Origin of the sequence: Rhodococcus tibetensis, assembly GCF_024438035.1 — a bacterium.
Lineage (GTDB): Bacteria > Actinomycetota > Actinomycetes > Mycobacteriales > Mycobacteriaceae > Rhodococcus_F > Rhodococcus_F tibetensis.
On the sequence record NZ_JANFQF010000010.1, the window covers coordinates 133,567 to 151,718 of the forward strand.

Consider the following 18,152-nt stretch of genomic DNA (forward strand, 5'->3'; position numbering starts at 1 on the left):
TGCGCCGATTAGACTGACCCGGTGACAGATATCGAGCAACAGAGACCGGTCCTCGTCGTCGACTTCGGCGCGCAGTACGCGCAGCTGATCGCCCGGCGGGTGCGTGAGGCGAAGGTCTACTCCGAGGTGGTTCCGCACACCGCGACCGTCGAGGAGATCGCGGCGAAGAACCCTCTCGCCGTGGTGCTGTCGGGTGGGCCGTCGAGCGTGTACGCCGAGGGTGCGCCGCAGCTCGATCCGGCGTTGTTCGATCTGGACGTCCCGGTGTTCGGAATCTGTTACGGATTCCAGGCCATGGCCGGCGCTCTCGGTGGCACGGTGGCGCACACGGGGACTCGCGAGTACGGCCGCACCGACATGACGGTGCAGGGCGGCTTGTTGCACGACGGACTGCCGAAGAACCACCCGGTGTGGATGAGTCACGGGGATGCCGTCACCGAAGCGCCGGAAGGCTTCGAGGTGACCGCAACCAGTGAGGGCGCCCCCGTGGCCGCGTTCGAGGACCGGGCCCGCAAACTCGCGGGGGTGCAGTACCACCCCGAGGTCCTGCATTCGCCGCACGGCCAGCAGGTGCTCAGCCGGTTCCTGCACGAGATCGCGAATATTCCGCCGACGTGGACTGCCGCGAACATTGCCGATGCGTTGATCGAGCAGGTACGCGAGCAGGTCGGGGACGGTAAGGCGATCTGTGGGTTGTCCGGTGGCGTCGACTCCGCAGTGGCGGCGGCGCTCGTGCAGCGCGCAATCGGCGACCGTCTGACCTGTGTGTTCGTCGATCACGGTCTGATGCGTGCCGGCGAACGAGTGCAGGTGGAACAGGACTTCGTGGCCGCGACGGGCGCGAAGCTGATCACCGTCGATGCCGCGGACACCTTTCTCGACGCCCTCGCCGGGGTATCCGATCCGGAAACCAAGCGCAAGATCATCGGCCGTGAGTTCATCCGCAGCTTCGAGGGCGCGGTCAGTGACGTGCTGGGCGAGAACGCCGCACACGGTGACACCGTCGACTTCCTCGTGCAGGGCACGCTCTACCCGGATGTGGTGGAGTCGGGCGGCGGCACCGGCACGGCCAACATCAAGAGCCACCACAATGTGGGCGGGTTGCCGGAGGATCTGCAGTTCACGCTCGTCGAACCGCTCCGGTTGCTGTTCAAGGACGAGGTGCGTGCAGTCGGCCGCGAGCTGGGCCTGCCCGAGGAGATCGTGGGACGCCAGCCGTTCCCCGGACCCGGGCTCGGTATCCGCATCATCGGCGAGGTCACCGAGGAACGTCTCGAGATCTTGCGCCACGCTGATTCCATTGCCCGCGAAGAGCTGACGGTCGCGGGACTGGACAAGCTGATCTGGCAGTGCCCGGTGGTGCTGCTGGCCGACGTCCGCAGTGTAGGCGTGCAGGGCGACGGACGGACGTACGGCCACCCGATCGTGTTGCGGCCTGTGTCGAGTGAAGACGCGATGACGGCGGACTGGACGCGAGTGCCTTACGAGGTGCTCGAGCGCATCTCCACCCGCATCACCAATGAGGTACACGACGTCAACCGAGTGGTGCTCGACATCACCAGCAAACCGCCAGGCACCATCGAGTGGGAGTGACGCACTGACAGCGCGGTGGGCGAGTCCGAGAACCCGCCCACCGCGCTGTCGTGTACCTGGCTCTATCTCTTCCGATTCGGTGCGAAGACGAGGACTGCACCGACCACCACGGCGACGATGACGAACAGCCAGCGGAATTCGACGTTCGCGAGGGGTTCGAGCGAGAAAGGGCCGACGAGGGCCCAGCCGCTCACGAGCAGCGCTGCCAGACCTGCCAGGAGCAGGAGCGGGGACGGTCGTGTCCGTGAGGTGGTGGTACCGGTCTCCTGTGTGTCGTCGAATTCATCCACGATGCACCTCCACACTTCCGAACTGGGCATTCACGTCGAGGTTCAGTACGTGTCCTTCTGTTCCGTCCGCTCCGCCGTCAAGACCGTCTGGCAGGCACTGGGTATCACCGAACTGAACCGTGCAGTCGTTGCGGACGTTCATGTTCGGCGGCACGATCACCACGACCTCACCGTTTCCGTTCACGGTCACCGTCTTGTCTTCGGTGAGCTCGACATTCCGGAGGTCGAGAGTGAAGCTTCCGAAACCGCCGGAGTATTCGGGTTGCAGGTCGGCTGCCGACGTGGGCTCCCATATTTTTTCGCCCATGGTGCGTCCGTCGAAGTTCAGTGAGCCGACGAGCGAGGCCAGGACGACGAATCCCACCAACGGTCCGGCGACGACGAGTAGACCGTAGCCCTTGCGGAGAAAACTTCCGATGACGAGGCCTGTGCCGATCACGGCGAGTGCGACTGCACCGATACGGCCCGGGTTGAGCCATTCCGATCCGGTGGCGACCGACGCGGCCGTCGCCGCGGCTGCTGCGAGGATCGCGAGTCCGATGACCATGGTGGTCAGGCGGGAGTGCCGACGGCCGGGTGCCACGGCCGGTGTGGTGGTTCCGGCCGGTTCGGGCAGATCCCACGCGAAGGGTGCCACCCCGAGCGGATCCCAGGCCGGCGGACGCGGTTCGAGTGGAGCGAACGGTGCCGAAGGCGCGAAACTGTGCGGGTCCGGTGCCGGAGACTTCTCGAACGACACGGTCTTCTGCTCGCTCGCAGCAGGTTCCGTGGGGGGTGGCGTGTTCGTGGGCGCCGCACTGTCAGCGGCGGGGGCCGTGCTACTCGGGGTGTATGCGTCGGGAAGCTTCGTGTACGGACTGTAGGTGGGGTGCGAGCCGGCACCGTACGCGCTACCGCCGTAGCCACTCCCGCCGTACGGGTCGGTGCCGAACGGGTTGCCACCGAACGGGCCGGGCGCGTAGTTCGTCCCCGGATAGCCGGTTCCGACACCCGGTGTGGCACCGGCGGGGAGCGGCGGCGGCACCGGTTGCCGTTGGTACAGCAACCACAGTCCGCCGAGCATCAACGCCATGCTGATCAGTCCGGACCCGCCGAGTCCGACACCGAAGGGGCCGACCGTGCTGGCGGCGATGGCGAGAGCGACGAGGAGGACCACGGTCTTGGTGCCGGAATCCGAGCTGTGGCCGCGGCCGACGAGTGACTCGGCGGGCGAGGCCGGGTCACCGGATTTGGTCAGACCGAGCCAGCACACGAGGTAGAGGAGTACACCGGCGCCGCCGAAGATGGTCGACACGACGAAGGCGACTCGTATCAGTACGGGATCGACGCCGTAGCGGTATCCGATTCCCGCACAGACACCGGCGACATGACCTCGCCCGGGCAACCGCACCGGTCTGGTCCGCCACAGATCCTGCATCTGCTCTTGGAAACTCCCATTGCTCATATGACCATCGTTGCGGCCGACCAAGCGCGCGTACATCGGGAACTACCCTGATCTTTCCGCTCGGGGTGGGCCGCGCCGCCTCGCGAAGTCAGGGTTGGACCCTGATGCCTGGGCGGGGTGATCGTGCCAGTATCGAATATGTGCAATCTGTGTCCAATGCCGTGCCCTCTGCGCAGAGCGGCGGTGCCCCGCTGATGCCGCCGGTACCGTCGGGGGAGGTGCCGATGCCGCGGCTCGAACGCCGGGCCGCGGGTCGGGTCGTCGGCGGTGTCGCGGGCGGTATCGCCGATCAGCTGGGTGTCGACGTGTTGAAGGTACGCGTCGTGTTCGCTGCCCTTGCGGCGCTCGCCGGTGCCGGAATTGTCGCGTACGGACTTCTGTGGATCTTCACGTCGGCGGGTGCCGACACGGAGAAGCCCAGTGCATCGGAACGACGCAGGGCCATCGGCCTGATCGCCATCGGATTGGCTGGTGCCTCCGCGTTGTCGTGGTTGTTCAGTGGCCGTGCGGGATCGGTGATTGCGCCGATCGTCGTGGTCGCGGTGGGTGCGGCGTTGGTGTGGCGGGAATTCGACTCGGAGGGCCCGCGCACCGTGATCGGGTTGCCGCAGCGGCCCACCGTTCTCACCTGGGCGCGGGTGCTGGGTGGCGTGACGTTGATCGTCTCCGGGCTGGGCGTGGTGATCCTCGCCCAGGTCGATCTGGAGGCGCTGCGGTCGTCGTTGCTGGCGGTCGTGGTAACGCTTGTCGGCGCCGGCCTGCTGACCGTGCCACTGTGGCTGCGGCTCTGGCGTGCCCTGGGGGCGGAACGGGCCGCGAGGATTCGCAACGAGGAACGTGAGGAGATCGCCTCGCATCTGCACGACTCGGTCCTACAGACGCTGGCGCTGATCCAGAAGCAGGCAGATCACCCGCAGGAGGTGGCCCGGCTGGCGCGCGGACAGGAACGCGAACTCCGCAAGTGGTTGTTCGGAGGCGGTGACGCCGACCATTCGAGTCTCGCGGAGGCGCTGCGCATCATCGCCGGTGAGGTCGAGGACCAGCACGGCGTGACGGTGCGGCCGGTGACGGTGGGCGACGTCTCCCTCGATGTGGAGGGGACGGGCGAGGGACTGTCGAAGGAAAGCTTCACCGCCCTGCTCGGTGCGACGCGGGAGGCGCTCGTCAACGCGGCCAAGCATTCCGGCGAGACGGACATCAACCTCTTCGCCGAGGCGGAGCGCGAACAGGTCAGTGTGTTCGTCCGGGACCGTGGCGTCGGATTCGACATCGACGAGGTGCCGCCGGATCGGCAGGGATTGGCGAAGTCGATCCACGGGCGGATCGATCGCCGGGGTGGGCACGTGGACGTGCGATCGGCGCCCGGCAAGGGCACCGAGGTCCGGATCTCGATGCCGCGAAACGGCCATGCCAAGGCCGCGGCGGCAGCTCCCGAGGATGCGGACGACGCTGGCCTAGAGTGGGACGACACTACCGTCCACGCCGAGGAACAGCCACAGTGAGCTTGCCTGAAACACCGCCGTATCGCGTCTTTCTCGTAGATGATCACGCCGTCTTCCGGTCCGGTGTGCGCGCCGAACTCGGACGCGAAGCAGACATGGAGGTGGTGGGGGAGGCCGGCGGTGTGGCGGAGGCCGTGTCGGGCATCAATGCCACCGCCCCGCACGTCGTCCTCCTCGATGTCCACATGCCCGACGGCGGTGGTGTCGCCGTGCTGCGCGGTATCGAGGCGGGTCCGGTGTGCCTGGCGTTGAGTGTGTCCGACGCTGCCGAGGATGTGATCGCCGTGATCCGGGCGGGTGCGCGCGGTTACGTGACCAAGACGATCTCGGGTGGGGAGTTGGCCGACGGGGTGCGGCGCGTCGCCGGCGGTGACGCCGTGTTCAGCCCGAGGCTGGCCGGATTCGTGCTGGACTCCTTCACTGGCCGCTCCAATGCCCCTGAACCGCAGCTGGATCCGGAACTCGATTCGCTGACTCCACGCGAAATGGAAGTGCTGCGGCTACTCGCGCGGGGGTACACGTACCGCGAGATCGCCGAGGAACTGGTCATCTCGGTGAAGACCGTGGAAACCCATGCGTCCAATGTGCTGCGGAAGACACAGCAGTCGAACCGCAATGCGCTCACCAGGTGGGCGCACCGTCGCCGGATCGACTGATGCGCCCGGCCGGTCAGGGCTGGGCGAGCAGGACTACCACGGCGACGAGCACGGCCAGTATGAGGATGGCGACCATTACTCCCATGGCGATCGGTGCCCACGCCACCACCTGATCGCGGACCGTGGGTTCCGGCGCACCAGGGGCAGGGCGAGTCGGCCGCGGCGGCCACTGCAGTTTGCCCAAAGGGCGAGGGACGTTCTTCAGGGGTGTGCTCTGGGGCACCGCGGGGAGTCCGGCCTGGGTGGAGCCGATCTTGCTCCGTCGGTGCGAAGGGGGCAACGGAGTAGAGCGATGGGCCCAGGACGGAATCGTGCCGTCGGCGGAATAGACGGGGGAGCCGACGAGGTGGGTGACATCACCGTCGCCGGCCATGGCCACCCGGGCCAGCGCATCGCGAGCCTCGGCCATAGTGGGACGTCGCACCGGGTCGGGTTCGAGTAGATGCAACAGTGTTTCGGTGAGCGGCCCGGCCTTGGCCGGACGGTAGATCTCGGCCTTCGCGACCCGATGCAGGAGTGCAACGGGGTCGGAATCGATGCCGAACGGCGGTTGGCCCTCGACCACGGTGTACAGCGTCGAACCGAGTGAGAAGACGTCGCTGGCCTCGGTGGGATCCTGGCCGCGGGCAACCTCGGGGGAGAAGTAGGCCGGTGTGCCGGTGATGACGCCGTTCGTGGCGTCGGAGGCATCGCCCTTGGCGCGGGCGATGCCGAAGTCGCTGATCTTGACTGTTCCGAGTTCCCGGCCGCGGTCGGCAACGAGGATGTTGCCCGGTTTGATGTCCCGGTGCACGATGCCTGCGGCGTGCGCTGCTGTCAGGGCGTCCGCCACCTGGGCGCCGATCTGTGCCACCTCGAGCGGTGGCAGCGTCTCGGCGATGTTCATCGCCTGCGCGAGGCTGCGAGACGGCAGGTATTCCATGACCAGCCAGGGCTCCCCGGCCTCGAGCGCCACGTCGTACATCGCAATGGAATGACGGTGGGTGAGTTTGGCGGCGTTGCGCCCTTCTCTGAGGGTGCGTTCGCGGACGCGGCGGGCCTCGTCGGGGGCGAGTCCAGCCGTGGTGGTGACCTGTTTGACGGCGACGTCACGGTGCAGCAGGGTGTCTCTCGCCAGCCACACGGCACCCATGCCACCGCCGCCCAGTTTGGACCGCAGACGGTACCTTCCCGCCACCAGATATTCGGGTCCGATGCCCCTCTCGCTCTGCGCCTGCTCAGTCACGCGTTCAGGTTAGAGGATGATGCGGACACGGGCGGTGTGACGTTCCTGACCTGCGAATTCGGTGTCCACTTGACGGGCACTCACCGACCGGCTTTACTGGAAACGAGTTCGAAAATACGTTCGAACGTAGCGTCTGTTCGAGCCGCGTCTTCCCCGTGGTTGCCGACCGCTGTTGGTGCCGAGTGTCAGGGGTGTCGAGTTGGCTGATGTGGCCGCAGTGCCGGAGTCTGCCGCGTTGTCGGAGTTGTCGGGACTCTCCCGTCAGGAGCGTCTGGACTTCCTCCGGCGAAGGATGGCGGCAGTTCCCGCTCGCGGGGAATCGGTGGCGAATCGCGCTCCGATGGAGGGCGTTTCCGATTCGGACACGGCTGGGGTGCTCCCGGTTCCGGCTGCGCTGGCCGATCTTCTTCCGAGAGGCGGGCTGGTGCGTGGTTCCGTGGTCTCGGTTTCCGGTGCCACCTCGCTTCTGCTGGGATTGGTCGCGTCGGTCACCGCAGACGGTGGTCATGTCGCAGTGATCGGGCATCCCCGGCTCGGGTTGCTCGCCGCTGTCGAGATGGGGGCGCAGCTGGAACGGCTCGCTCTGATTCCCGACCCCGGGGCTGATCCAGTGGAGATCGCCGCGGTCCTGCTGGACGGTATGGATCTGGTGGTGCTCGGGCTGGGCGGATCCTCGGTGGCGCCGTCCCGTGCGCGCGCGGTGGTGGCCCGCGCCCGGAGCAAGGGGGCGACCTTGGTGGTCACCGACGGTCACTGGGACGGTGCGGAGATGCGACTGGATGCGCGGGTCCGCGGATATGCCGGACTGGGCAACGGATCCCAGGAGCGGGGATGCGGCCGGTTACGTTCCCTCAGCCTGGCGGTGTGTGCCCGTGGGCGGTCGTTTCAGCCGCGCACCACCCGGCTGGACCTGCGTTCGGCGCAGGGTCGAGTGGAGTGGGTGAGCGCGCCGGAGACCACTCTTCCGGAGGCAGGCTTCCCGCAAGCGGCGGAAGTGGTGGGACTGTGAGCCGCGTACTGGCGTTGTGGTGTCCCGACTGGCCTGCGGTCGCGGCTGCTGCTGCCGTCGACCTTCCGCCGACTCATCCGGTGGCCGTGACGTCGGGTAATCGTGTGGTGGCCTGTTCGGCAACGGCCAGGGCGGACGGGGTGCACCGGGGACTGCGTCGCCGCGAGTCCCAGGCCAGGTGTCCCCGGTTGCATGTGGTGACAGCGGATGTCGAGCGGGACGCGCGGTTGTTCGAGCCGGTGGCCGCGACCATCGACGCCGCTGCTCCCGGAGTCGAGGTGCTGCGGCCCGGTCTCGTGGTGTTGTCGGCGCGAGGTGTCGGCAGGTACTTCGGCTCCGAGGAAGCCGCTGCGGAGCGGTTGGTGGACCAGGTGTCGGCGGTGGGAGTCGAATGTCAGGTGGGTATTGCCGATCAACTGTCCACGGCCGTGATCGCCGCTCGCAGAGGGGTGCTCGTGGCTCCCGGCGGGGGAGCGGAGTTCCTGGCACCGCTGCCGATGCGGGAACTGGCTGCCGAACCCAGTCTCGCGGCAGCTCACCGCGGTGAGCTGGTCGATCTGCTGCACCGTCTGGGACTGCGGTCCATCGGCGCCTTCGCGGCACTGTCGGCGGGTGATGTGGCGTCCCGGTTCGGAACCGACGCGGTGCTTGCTCATCGTGCGGCGCGGGGTGAGCCGGAGCGTCCGCCGTCGGCGCGATCGCTGCCTCCCGACCTGGAGGTGGAGGAGCGCTGCGACCCCGTGATCGAACGGGTCGACGCCGCAGCTTTCGCAGGTCGGGCGTTGGCGGAGAAACTGCACCGCACACTGTCGGACGCCGGGGTGGCCTGTACCCGGTTGTCGGTGTCGGCGATCACCGGTAACGGGGAGCAGTTGTCCCGTACGTGGCGATGCGCGGAGCCGTTGACACCGGAGGCGACGGCCGACCGGGTGCGGTGGCAGCTGGACGGGTGGTTGACCGGGCGCAGCGAAAAGCGACCCACGGCGGGAATCGCGGTACTGCGGCTCGAACCGGTGGAGGTGGTGGCTTCCGGTGCTCTGCAGTTGGGATTGTGGGGTGGGGTCGGAGATCAGGACGAGAGGGCCCGGCGGGCCCTGGTGCGGGTGCAGGGGCTCCTCGGCGGGGAGGCCGTGCAGGTGGGTGTCCTCAGCGGTGGGCGGGGCCCGGCAGAGCGCATCACCTTGTTGCCGTTGGGAGATGAGCTCGTTCCTCGTTCCGATCCGTCTGAGCCGTGGCCGGGAACGCTTCCCGAGCCGGCGCCTTCTGCAGTGTTGACGGCGCATCCCGAGGTCGACATCGTGGACGCACGGGGTGCTGCTGTGACGGTCACGGAACGTGGTGTGTTCAGTGCGCCTCCCACCCGGTTGCGCTGGGGGAGTAAAGAGTGGACGGTGTGCGGATGGGCTGGACCGTGGCCGGTGGACGAGCGGTGGTGGGATCCGCCCGCCGCCCGAACGGCGGCCAGGGCGCAGGTGTTGCTCGAGGAGTCGCGAGCGTTGCTGGTGATCTGCACGGCTGACCGTTGGACGGTGGAGGGAATCTATGAGTGAGGTATCTACGCCCCATTCTCGACGGGTGATCGTGCAGGAACTGACTACTCTCGACGGGTTCGTCGCCGGGCCGTCGGGTGAGCTCGACTTCTTCGAGGCGGTGTCCGATTTCGGTGAGGTCGACCGGGACAACCTCGACCTTCTCGCCGATGTGGACCTGGTTTTGCTGGGGCGCAACACCTATCAGATGTTCGTCGAGTACTGGCCCACCGCGAACGGTGAGGTGGTGGCCGAGGTAGTGAACACGCTTCCCAAGCTGGTGTTTTCGTCCACCCTCGGCAGGGCGCCGTGGGGATCGTGGGAACCGGCGCAGGTGTACGACGGGAACGTGGTCGAGCGGGTACAGCGCTTGCTGCGTGAGCCCGGTGGTGACGTAATCGTGTGGGGAAGTATCACGCTCGCCAAGTCGCTACTCGCAGCAGATCTGGTCGACGAGATTCAGTTACGCGTGGTCCCGGTCCTGCTGGGGCGCGGGCAGCGACTTCTCGACGAGGACACCGGCATGCACGCCCTCACGCTCCTCGAGGCGAAGGGATACGAGTCGGGGATCGTGACGCTGCGCTATCGGGTCGGCCCCGGCGCGCCGTGAACCTCTTGCGGACGGACCGCCCGTACGGGTCGGGAGGCCAGGGCGGGGCGACGCGGCCGTCCGCCTAGGCTGGTTCCTCGTGGAGACGAGTAGGACGACCGCGACCCGCACCGGTGTCGCCATCGCGTACCGCGACAGCGGAGTGCCGAGTGGCCGGGCCGCCCATCCCGTGCCGGTGGTTCTCGTGCACGGGATGGGTGGTGACGGCGGGACCTGGGACCGGTTCACCCGTGCGCTGGTGTCCCGTGGACGCCGTGTCGTGGCGCTCGACCTGCGGGGGCACGGCCGTAGTGCCCGTGCCGCGTCGTACCTGTTCGAAGAGTTCGGTTCCGATGTCGTGGAGGTGTGCGACAACCTGGGCTTGTCGCAGGTCGATCTCGTCGGTCACTCGCTTGGCGGTCATGCCGCGTCGCTCGCAGCCCAGGCGCGCCCCGATCTGGTGCGGCGGTTGGTGATGGAGGAGGCGCCGCTTCCGTTGCGGCCCGGTGACCCGGAGCAGGTCTTCTCGAACAGGCTGCCGTCCCTGCCTGAGTTGTGGCACGCGACGACGAGCCTGATCCGTCACCCGCGGTCCGTGTTCGCGTTCGATCGGTCGATGACGCGCTCGGCGCTCGAGCAATTCCGCCGACCGGACCCACTGTGGTGGGACCAGCTGCCGCAAATCGAGGCGGACACGTTGATCCTGCACGGCGGTCCCAGCGGAATGGTGGATGCGCGTCGACTCGATTCGGCGGTCGCCGCGATACCGAAGTGCCGGGTGGTGGTTTTCCCCGGGGGACACAGCATTCATCGAGATCGGTACGACGAGTTCGAGGCGGCGGCGACGCCGTTTCTGATGGAGTCCGAGCCGAATTGAGGTGGCCGTTCGCCGCTGACGGGATTCGGACAAAAGTCCGCAAATGTAAACCCCCGGCGGGTCGGACAGGACTAGCGTGGAGGAGAAGCGGGGGCTCGAAACCGGCTGATCGTCCGCGATGGGCACCCCGACACTGCATGCGTCCGACGACGTATCTGCACATCGGGAAGAAGGCACGAGATGTCGACAATCACACCCGGAAGACCGTACGCGCCCGGCAGGGAGGGATTCAGTTCACTCCGCTCCGGCGGCCTGAACTGGGATGCCTTTCCGTTGCGTCTCTTCACCAAGGGCAACGCCAAGTTCTGGAATCCCGTCGAACTCGATTTCAGCAGGGATTCGCAGGATTGGGAGGAACTGAACAGCGAGCAGCAGCGGAGTGCAACGTACCTGTGTGCACAGTTCATCGCGGGTGAGGAGGCGGTCACCGAAGACATTCAGCCGTTCATGAAGGCGATGGCTGCAGAGGGCCGGTTCGGCGACGAGATGTACCTGACCCAGTTCTGTTTCGAAGAGGCCAAGCACACCCAGGTGTTCCGGTTGTGGATGGACGCGGTCGGGCTCAAGCAGGACTTGCATTCGTTCGTCGCCGAGAACCCGTATTACCGACAGCTGTTCTACGAGGAGCTTCCCGGGTCTCTGGGAGTTCTCGAAACGGATCCGAGCCCTGCCAACCAGATTCGCGCCAGCGTCACCTACAACCATGTCATCGAGGGCAGCCTCGCGCTGACCGGGTACTACGCGTGGCAGAAGGTGTGTGCCACCCGCGGGATACTTCCCGGAATGCAGGATCTGGTCAAGCGGATCGGCGATGACGAACGTCGGCACATGGCCTGGGGAACCTTCACCTGCCGACGGCACGTCGCGGCCGACGACAGCAACTGGAACGTGGTGCAGGAGCGGATGACGGAGCTGATGCCGTTGGCACTGGGCATGATCGATTGGGTCAACGCACAGTTCGAGGTTCAGCCGTTCGGCCTCGACAACGACGAGTTCCTCGCCTACGCCGCGGACCGCGCGCAGCGTCGTCTTTCGGCAATCGAGTCGGCCCGCGGCCGGCCGGTCGAGGAGATCGACCTCGACTACTCCCCGGAGGCACTCGAAGAACGCTTCGGCGAGGAGGACGCCAAGGCGCTGACCGACGCAGCAGGCTGAGGGGACTCGGGTGAAGGGACGATCAACCGTCGGGAATCCATGGCAAGATCTGGCCATGGCGCTCACCTCGCTCGACCGCAAGCTCCTCGCCTGGTCTGCGGCGTTCGTGATCTCGCAGGCGAATATCGCCCGGCTTCTCGGGCCGACGGCGCCCCGGGTCGCCGCGATCCAAACCGCGCGCTCGGCCCGGGGTTACACCGCGATTCTCGACGGTATGGACCTCGCCGAGACCGCGCGGTATCGGAGTCATTACTACCCCGACTTCGTGCATCCCGTCATCTACGCCGTTGCTCTGCGTACGGGTGCACGGCGGCTGGCAGAATTGACGCCGCTGTCGCCCACCACCAGGAAGGTGTTGGCGGCTGCGCCGGTCGTGGCCGCGGCCGGTGACTACGTCGAGAACGTTGTCGGCTTGCATTTGCTGTCGCATCGGGAGCACATCACCGACGCCACCGTCCGGACCACCTCCGCGGTCAGCGTCACCAAGTGGATGCTGGCCCTCGGCGCGCTCGCCTTTCTGTCGCAGGGTTTCGTGCGGGTGTGGGCACGGGCACTGTCGGGCCGATAGATTCCGGCACATGGGTGCAGCAGAATTACCGGTCGAGCACTTCACCGGGCAGTCCGAGTTCCGGAAGTGGCTCGCGGCACATCACGCCACCTCGCCCGGCATCTGGCTGAAGATGGCGAAGAAGGGATCGGCGTACTCGTCGATCGATTACGAGCAGGCACTCGAGGTGGCGTTGTGCTACGGCTGGATCGACAGCCAGGTCCGCCGCGTCGACGACCACTTCTTTGTGCAGCGGTTCACCCCGCGCTCGTCGCGGAGTCCGTGGTCGAAACGTAACCGGGAATTTGCCGAGAAGCTGGCGGCCGCGGGGGTCCTCGAGGCTGCCGGAGTGGCGGAAGTAGAGAGGGCCAAAGTAGACGGTCGATGGGACCGTGCCTACGCAGGGCAGAAGACGGCCGAGGTCCCGGAGGACTTCCTTGCCGCCCTCGCACAGAACCCGGAGGCCGAGGCGTTCTTGCGACCCTGAACAGTCACAACCGCTACGCCGTCATTTACCGGTTGCAGGACGCGAAACGTCCGGAGACGCGCGCCCGCCGTATCGAGAAGTTCGTGCAGCAGTTGTCGGAACGGCGCAAGTTCCACGAGTAACCGAAAAACCTGCCTGACACAATGGCCTCGTGAGCGACACGATCCCTACTACCTGCTCGGCGCTGTCCGCAGCCGACGAACCCCTGCCGGGCACGGCAGCGCACGTCACGGGCTGGGTGTGTCTCGAATACCCGGGCGCGTGGGGGGCGGGACGTGTTGGACGGCGCCGCGCTCGGCCGCGAACTCGCCGGGGAACTCGACGCCCGCGCTAAGGCGGCCGGAGTGCGGTTCATGTTCATCCGTCGGCCGGGGCGTAGCACGACGGATCCGGTGAGGCGCACGGTTTTGCTGGCACACTCGCATCCTGCGTCGTCGTGGTGTGAACGCCTGGATATCGGCAGCCCGGCCGACCTCCTCGACGTCGACTTCGGTGCGGTCGCCGGTCCTGCCCCGGGATTGGGGGAGCCGGTCTCGGAGCCGTTGGTCCTGGTGTGTGCGCACGGTAAGCGGGATCAATGCTGCGCCGTCCTGGGACGTCCGATCGCGGCCCGGCTTTCCGCAGAGTTCGGCGACACCGTGTGGGAATGCTCGCACACGGGAGGGCACCGGTTCGCGCCGTCGATGATTCTGCTGCCCACCGGATACACGTACGGCCGACTCTCGGCAGAACGCAGCATCGAGGCGGTGCGCGCGGCTGTCCGAGGCGAGGTGTACGGGCCGGGCCTGCGGGGTCGCAGCTGCTGGGACGAGCGGGGCCAGGTCGCGGAACTCGCGGTGCGGGAACTGGTGACCGCAGGGCCGAACGAGCTGGCGGTGGACGCGGCGTCGGTGGTCACCCACATCGACGGACGCCGGTGGTCCGTCGATGTGGAGAGGCGGGAACTCGGGCCCAGGCCCCCCAGTTGTGGAGCGGCACCGAAGGCGGTTCGTCCCGTCGTCCCCACCGGGGTGCGCCTGCTGGGCTGACCGGCCGCGCTCATTGGCCGCGCTCACCAATGGGCGCCGGGTACCAGCCTTCCGACCTTGCGCGCGGCGCGTCCCCACGGGGTCGACCTGTGCTGTCGGCCCTCGTCGGTGCGTCGTGGTGCCGGTGTCGTCTCGGTGGTGCTCTGCCCCTTCGCTGCCGGCGAGTCCGGGAACATGCGATACATCTGGTGCATCACCCGATCCTTCACGGCAGGCGCGAACATACTGCCGAGTTCGCCGAGAGTGCCGCTGGGGACGTCGATGCGCTTAGGCCGCTCGACCAGGGCCCGGACCACCATGGCCGCCGCCTTCTCCGGTGACGTGATGGGCCCGACGTTGTAGTTGCCGGTCGGTGCGATCATCGGCGTCTCGACGAGCGGCATGTGGATGGTGGTGTAGGTGATGCCGTCCGACAACGTTTCTGCGGCAGCCACATCGGTGAATCCGTCGAGTGCCGCTTTACTGGCGACGTAGGCGGCGAATCGCGGTGTCGCTCCCTGGACCCCGGCGCTGCTGATGTTGACGATGTGCCCGAACCTGCGCTCGCGCATCTGCGGGAGGAAGGCGAGGACGAGCCGGACCGCACCGAAGTAGTTGACGGCCATGGTCCGTTCGAAATCGTGGAGCCGGTCCGTGGAGTGGTAGAGGCCTCGCCGGATCGACCGGCCGGCGTTGTTGACGAGCATGTCGACGTGATCGTGTTCGGCGAGAACAGCTTTGACGGTGTGTTCGGCCGACTCGTCGTCGGTGATGTCGCAGGGGTAGCCGTAGGCGTCGCCGCCCGTCGCGCGGATCTCGGCCACCACGGCGTCGAGTTCCTCGGTGCGCCGGGCGAGGAGAATGACCTTCGCGCCCTTGCGTGCCGCCGCGATCGCGGAACTCCGGCCGATCCCGGACGACGCCCCGGTGATAACCACGTGCCTGCCCACGAGCGGTCCGGCCGGGTGGGGCCTGCGCGCTCGATCCGGGTCGAGGTTCTCGCGCCAGTACGACCACAGCTTGTCGGCGTACGACGCGAACCGCGGGACGTCGATGCCTGTATCGCGCAGCGCCTCCCGGGTGTCGTCGTTCACGAATGTCGTGGGCAGTGTCATGTTCTCGACGAGCACGGGCGGGATGCCGAGGGCGCCGAGCACCACTTTGCGGCCCGTGTCGAGGGCCGAGTCGGGCGTGGGGGTGAGGAATGGGCGGACCAGCCCGCCGGGCAGGCTCGCCGCCGGGCGCGGGGCACCGGCGGCCTTGGCGAGCCCCGCATAGATTTCGCGGACCGGCTGTGGGCGTGGATTGACGAGATGGAACACCTGACCGTCGCGGCCGGGTGCAGACATCAACTCCACGATGGCCGCCGCAACGTAATCCACGGGAACGACATTGGTTGATCCGATGTCGGGGACAGCGACCGGGAGTGCGGCCGGAAGCTTGGCGAGAGCCGAGATCGCGGGGAACAGGTAGTACGGCCCGTCGATCTTGTCCATCTCGCCGGTGACCGAACTGCCGACCACCGCGGAGGGACGGTAGATGCGCCACCGCAGGCCGTCGGCTTCCCGGACCAGCTTCTCCGCTTCGAACTTGGTGCGGTGATACGGGGTGGGGAAACCCTGCCCGAGATCGAAATCGGTTTCCCTGAACGGACCCTCGTGATCCCCCGCGACGGCGATGGACGAGACGTGGTGCAGCGTCGCACCCAGTTCCCGGGCCAGTGCGATAACCGAGCGGGTGCCGTCGACGTTCGTGGTGGCCTGTTCGTCGCCCGCCGTGAGGTCGTAGATCGCGCCGAGGTGCAGGACGTGGTCGGCCGCCGGCGCCGAGGTGAGTCCGAGGCCGGGCTCGGTCAGGTCGCCGATCAGCGGATGCACGCGTTCGCCGCCCGGCATGCCGTCGACGAGCGCCTCCCACCGCGCGACGGACGCGCGCCGGACGAGGACGTGGATCTCGGCTGATTCATCGCGGTCGAGGATCAAAGGCAGCACGTGCCGACCCAGGAAGCCGGTTCCGCCGGTGACGAGGTAGGTGGCCATGACCCGAACTTACTCCAAAGTAAGATAATGCACTAGTGGCCCAGACCCACCTTGGCGTGCACCTTCTTCATCCAGGCCGGAGCCCACCAGTTGGCCTCGCCCATCAGCTTCACGAGGGACGGAACGAGGAGCATGCGGACCACCGTCGCGTCGACGAGGAGCGCGACGATCATCCCCACACCGAGGAACCTCATGATCGACAGACCGGAGATGGTGAACGCTCCGGTCACCACCACGAGCAGCAGCGCCGCAGCCGTCACGATGCGGCCCGTGCGCTCGGTACCGAAGCGCACCGCCTCCTCCGTGGTCGCGCCTGCCGCGTGCGCCTCGACCATCCGTGACATCAGGAACACCTCGTAATCGGTCGACAGGCCGAAGACCACGGCGAGGATGAGGACCACGAACGTCGCCTCGAGCGGTGCCGGACTGACCCCGAGCAGACTCGCGCCGTGGCCCAACTCGAAGATCCACGTGAGCACACCGAATGTGGCGGCGAGGCTCAGCCCCGCCATCGCGACCGCCTTGATCGGCAGCACCACCGAGCCGAACGCCAGGAACAGCAGCACGAGCGTCGAACCCACCATGATCGCGATCATCACCGGCATCCAGTGCATGATCGCCGCGTTCCCGTCGTCGACGGTCGCCTGACCGCCGCCGACGAGGAGTTCGGTTCCCTCGGGTGGCGTGATGGCACGGAGACCGTCCACCGCGGCGCTCTGGTCGTTGGTGGTGACACCCTCGGAGTAGACGGCCCGGACCGCTACCAGTTCGTTGCCGGACGCGACGACGGTGGCCGCCCCGATGCCCTCGACCTCTCCGGCCGTCTGGGCGACGGCGGCACCGTCCGCGGCGGTCGGTGCGTTGCCGTCCGTGCCCCGAAGAATCAGCGTGGCACCGTTGCCCGTGGTCGGGAACTTCTGGGTGAGTGTGTCGGTGGCGATGCGCGCGGGGTCGTCCTCGGGCAGGGCGGTGTACGTGACCTCCCCGAGAGAGGCGCTGAGCAGCGGCGCTGCCAGGACGAGCAATCCGGCGACGATTCCCGCCGAAATGGCGACCGGCCTGCGCATCACCCACGTGACGACGGACCCCCAGAACCTCCGTGCTCTCGCTTCACTGCGCTGGGCCGCACCCTTGCGCCAGCTCCACGCGTTGATGCGGGGGCCGAGGATGGCGAGGAGAGCCGGGACAGCGGTCAGGGACAGCATGGCCGCACTCGCGACCGCGGCCATGGCGCCGAATCCCAGTGATTTGATGACGTCCTGGGGAAACACGAGCATGCCCGAAAAGGCGCACACCAGTAGCAGTCCCGAGAACAGCACGGTGCGGCCGGCCGTGAGGACCGTGCGCCGGGTGGCCTCCGCGGCGTCGGCGCCCGACTCCAGTTCTTCACGGAAGCGTCCGACGACGAAGAGCCCGTAGTCGATCGCCAACCCGAGACCGAGCAGGGACGCCACGTTGATCGCGAAGGAGTTGACGTCGGTGAACAGGGTGAGCACGCGCAGGGTGGCCAGTGCGCTGAAGATGGAAAGCAGCCCGACGAAGACGGGAACGGCTGCAGCGACCACGCCGCCGAAGAGGAAGACCAGCAGGACCAGCGTGATGGGAAGCGCTATCGCCTCCGCGACCACCAGATCCTGCTGCAGTCGATTGTTGAATGCGACGCCCACCACCGAGTTGCCCGCGAATTCGGTGTCGATGCCGTCGACCTCGAGCTTGGGCAGCAATCCGTCGAATGCGGCCACCGTGATTCCGGCGTCGGGGTCGACGGTGACTGCGGCCGACGCCTTGGTGCGGTCCTCCGACACCATTTGCTGCTTCGTCATGGCGTCCGCAGTCCAGTACGAATTGATCTTGTATGTGGGGACTTCGGCGGCGAACTGTTCGAGATCGGCGGTCACCTCGGGACCGATGTCGTCGAGCGTTCTTCCTTCGGGCGCGGTGTAGATGACGATAATGTCCGGGGTCTGCGGTCCCAGGTTGGCCTCGACGATCCTCGCCACTTCGGCAGACTCGCTGCCCGGGTCGGTGTAGCCGCCGGAGCCCAGTTTCGCGAACACCCCGGTGCCCCAGACGCCGCTCGCGAGTACGGCGGCCACGGCAAGCAGCAGAATCCACCATCGCCGGGAAACAACGGTCGAGGCCCAACGTGTCATGCGTCATCTCCGGGTCGAAAGTCGGCAGTGTGCGACTGCCGACTGTAGTG

14 protein-coding genes and 2 pseudogenes are annotated in these 18,152 nt (G+C 67.2%); 11 read left to right on the forward strand and 5 right to left on the reverse strand.

Going from position 1 to position 18,152, the window contains the following annotated elements:
- Window positions 1-21 precede the first annotated feature (21 nt).
- Window positions 22-1,593 carry a glutamine-hydrolyzing GMP synthase gene (guaA, locus tag NOF53_RS13940; RefSeq protein WP_255969257.1) on the forward strand — a complete coding sequence of 524 codons (1,572 nt, stop codon included), beginning with the start codon at window positions 22-24 and terminating at the stop codon, window positions 1,591-1,593.
- Between the two features lie 62 nt (window positions 1,594-1,655).
- Here guaA and NOF53_RS13945 read toward each other — a convergent pair whose 3' ends face one another.
- Window positions 1,656-1,883, reverse strand: a complete 228-nt coding sequence (locus NOF53_RS13945; protein WP_255969260.1) for a hypothetical protein — start codon at window positions 1,881-1,883, stop codon at window positions 1,656-1,658.
- Window positions 1,876-3,327, reverse strand: a complete 1,452-nt coding sequence (locus NOF53_RS13950) for a PspC domain-containing protein (protein ID WP_255969262.1) — start codon at window positions 3,325-3,327, stop codon at window positions 1,876-1,878. The genes NOF53_RS13945 and NOF53_RS13950 overlap by 8 nt, the downstream gene beginning before the upstream one ends.
- A 194-nt stretch (window positions 3,328-3,521) precedes the next feature.
- Between NOF53_RS13950 and NOF53_RS13955 the strand changes: the two genes are divergently transcribed.
- Window positions 3,522-4,829, forward strand: a complete 1,308-nt coding sequence (locus NOF53_RS13955) for a sensor histidine kinase (RefSeq protein ID WP_374212612.1) — start codon at window positions 3,522-3,524, stop codon at window positions 4,827-4,829.
- A complete protein-coding gene (locus NOF53_RS13960) occupies window positions 4,826-5,485 on the forward strand; it encodes a response regulator (protein ID WP_255969265.1) in 660 nt (219 codons plus the stop codon). The genes NOF53_RS13955 and NOF53_RS13960 overlap by 4 nt, the downstream gene beginning before the upstream one ends.
- A 13-nt stretch (window positions 5,486-5,498) precedes the next feature.
- Here the strand turns inward: NOF53_RS13960 and NOF53_RS13965 are convergent, their stop codons facing one another.
- The gene (locus tag NOF53_RS13965; RefSeq protein ID WP_255969268.1) at window positions 5,499-6,710 is read right to left on the reverse strand and encodes a serine/threonine-protein kinase; all 1,212 of its coding nucleotides are present in this window, start codon (window positions 6,708-6,710) and stop codon (window positions 5,499-5,501) included.
- Window positions 6,711-6,918: 208 nt separating this feature from the next.
- Between NOF53_RS13965 and imuA' the strand changes: the two genes are divergently transcribed.
- The 8 genes and pseudogenes from imuA' (at window position 6,919) to NOF53_RS14005 (ending at window position 13,931) form a co-directional block, all read left to right on the forward strand.
- Complete coding sequence (gene imuA', locus NOF53_RS13970) at window positions 6,919-7,719, forward strand: DnaE2-dependent mutagenesis accessory factor ImuA' (RefSeq protein ID WP_255969484.1); 801 nt, start codon at window positions 6,919-6,921, stop codon at window positions 7,717-7,719.
- Window positions 7,716-9,269 carry a DNA polymerase Y family protein gene (locus NOF53_RS13975; RefSeq protein WP_255969271.1) on the forward strand — a complete coding sequence of 518 codons (1,554 nt, stop codon included), beginning with the start codon at window positions 7,716-7,718 and terminating at the stop codon, window positions 9,267-9,269. Before imuA' ends, NOF53_RS13975 begins: the two co-directional genes overlap by 4 nt.
- A complete protein-coding gene (locus tag NOF53_RS13980) occupies window positions 9,262-9,858 on the forward strand; it encodes a dihydrofolate reductase family protein (RefSeq protein ID WP_255969274.1) in 597 nt (198 codons plus the stop codon). The genes NOF53_RS13975 and NOF53_RS13980 overlap by 8 nt, the downstream gene beginning before the upstream one ends.
- 79 nt (window positions 9,859-9,937) lie before the next feature.
- Window positions 9,938-10,714: an alpha/beta fold hydrolase gene (locus tag NOF53_RS13985; protein WP_255969276.1), complete on the forward strand. Its 777-nt coding sequence runs from the start codon at window positions 9,938-9,940 to the stop codon at window positions 10,712-10,714.
- Between the two features lie 180 nt (window positions 10,715-10,894).
- The gene (locus NOF53_RS13990; RefSeq protein WP_255969278.1) at window positions 10,895-11,869 is read left to right on the forward strand and encodes a R2-like ligand-binding oxidase; all 975 of its coding nucleotides are present in this window, start codon (window positions 10,895-10,897) and stop codon (window positions 11,867-11,869) included.
- Window positions 11,870-11,924: 55 nt separating this feature from the next.
- Window positions 11,925-12,437, forward strand: coding sequence for a hypothetical protein (locus NOF53_RS13995; protein ID WP_255969487.1), 513 nt, complete (start codon window positions 11,925-11,927; stop codon window positions 12,435-12,437).
- 10 nt (window positions 12,438-12,447) lie between these two features.
- Window positions 12,448-13,025 (forward strand): annotated as a pseudogene (locus tag NOF53_RS14000) (YdeI/OmpD-associated family protein).
- A 29-nt stretch (window positions 13,026-13,054) separates the two neighbouring features.
- Window positions 13,055-13,931: pseudogene (locus NOF53_RS14005) on the forward strand (ferredoxin family protein).
- Between the two features lie 23 nt (window positions 13,932-13,954).
- Here the strand turns inward: NOF53_RS14005 and NOF53_RS14010 are convergent.
- Entirely contained in the window at window positions 13,955-15,949 is a 1,995-nt protein-coding gene (locus NOF53_RS14010; protein ID WP_255969280.1) for an SDR family oxidoreductase, read from the reverse strand.
- A 32-nt stretch (window positions 15,950-15,981) separates the two neighbouring features.
- Entirely contained in the window at window positions 15,982-18,102 is a 2,121-nt protein-coding gene (locus NOF53_RS14015) for an MMPL family transporter (RefSeq protein ID WP_255969282.1), read from the reverse strand.
- Between the last annotated feature and the right edge of the window lie 50 nt (window positions 18,103-18,152).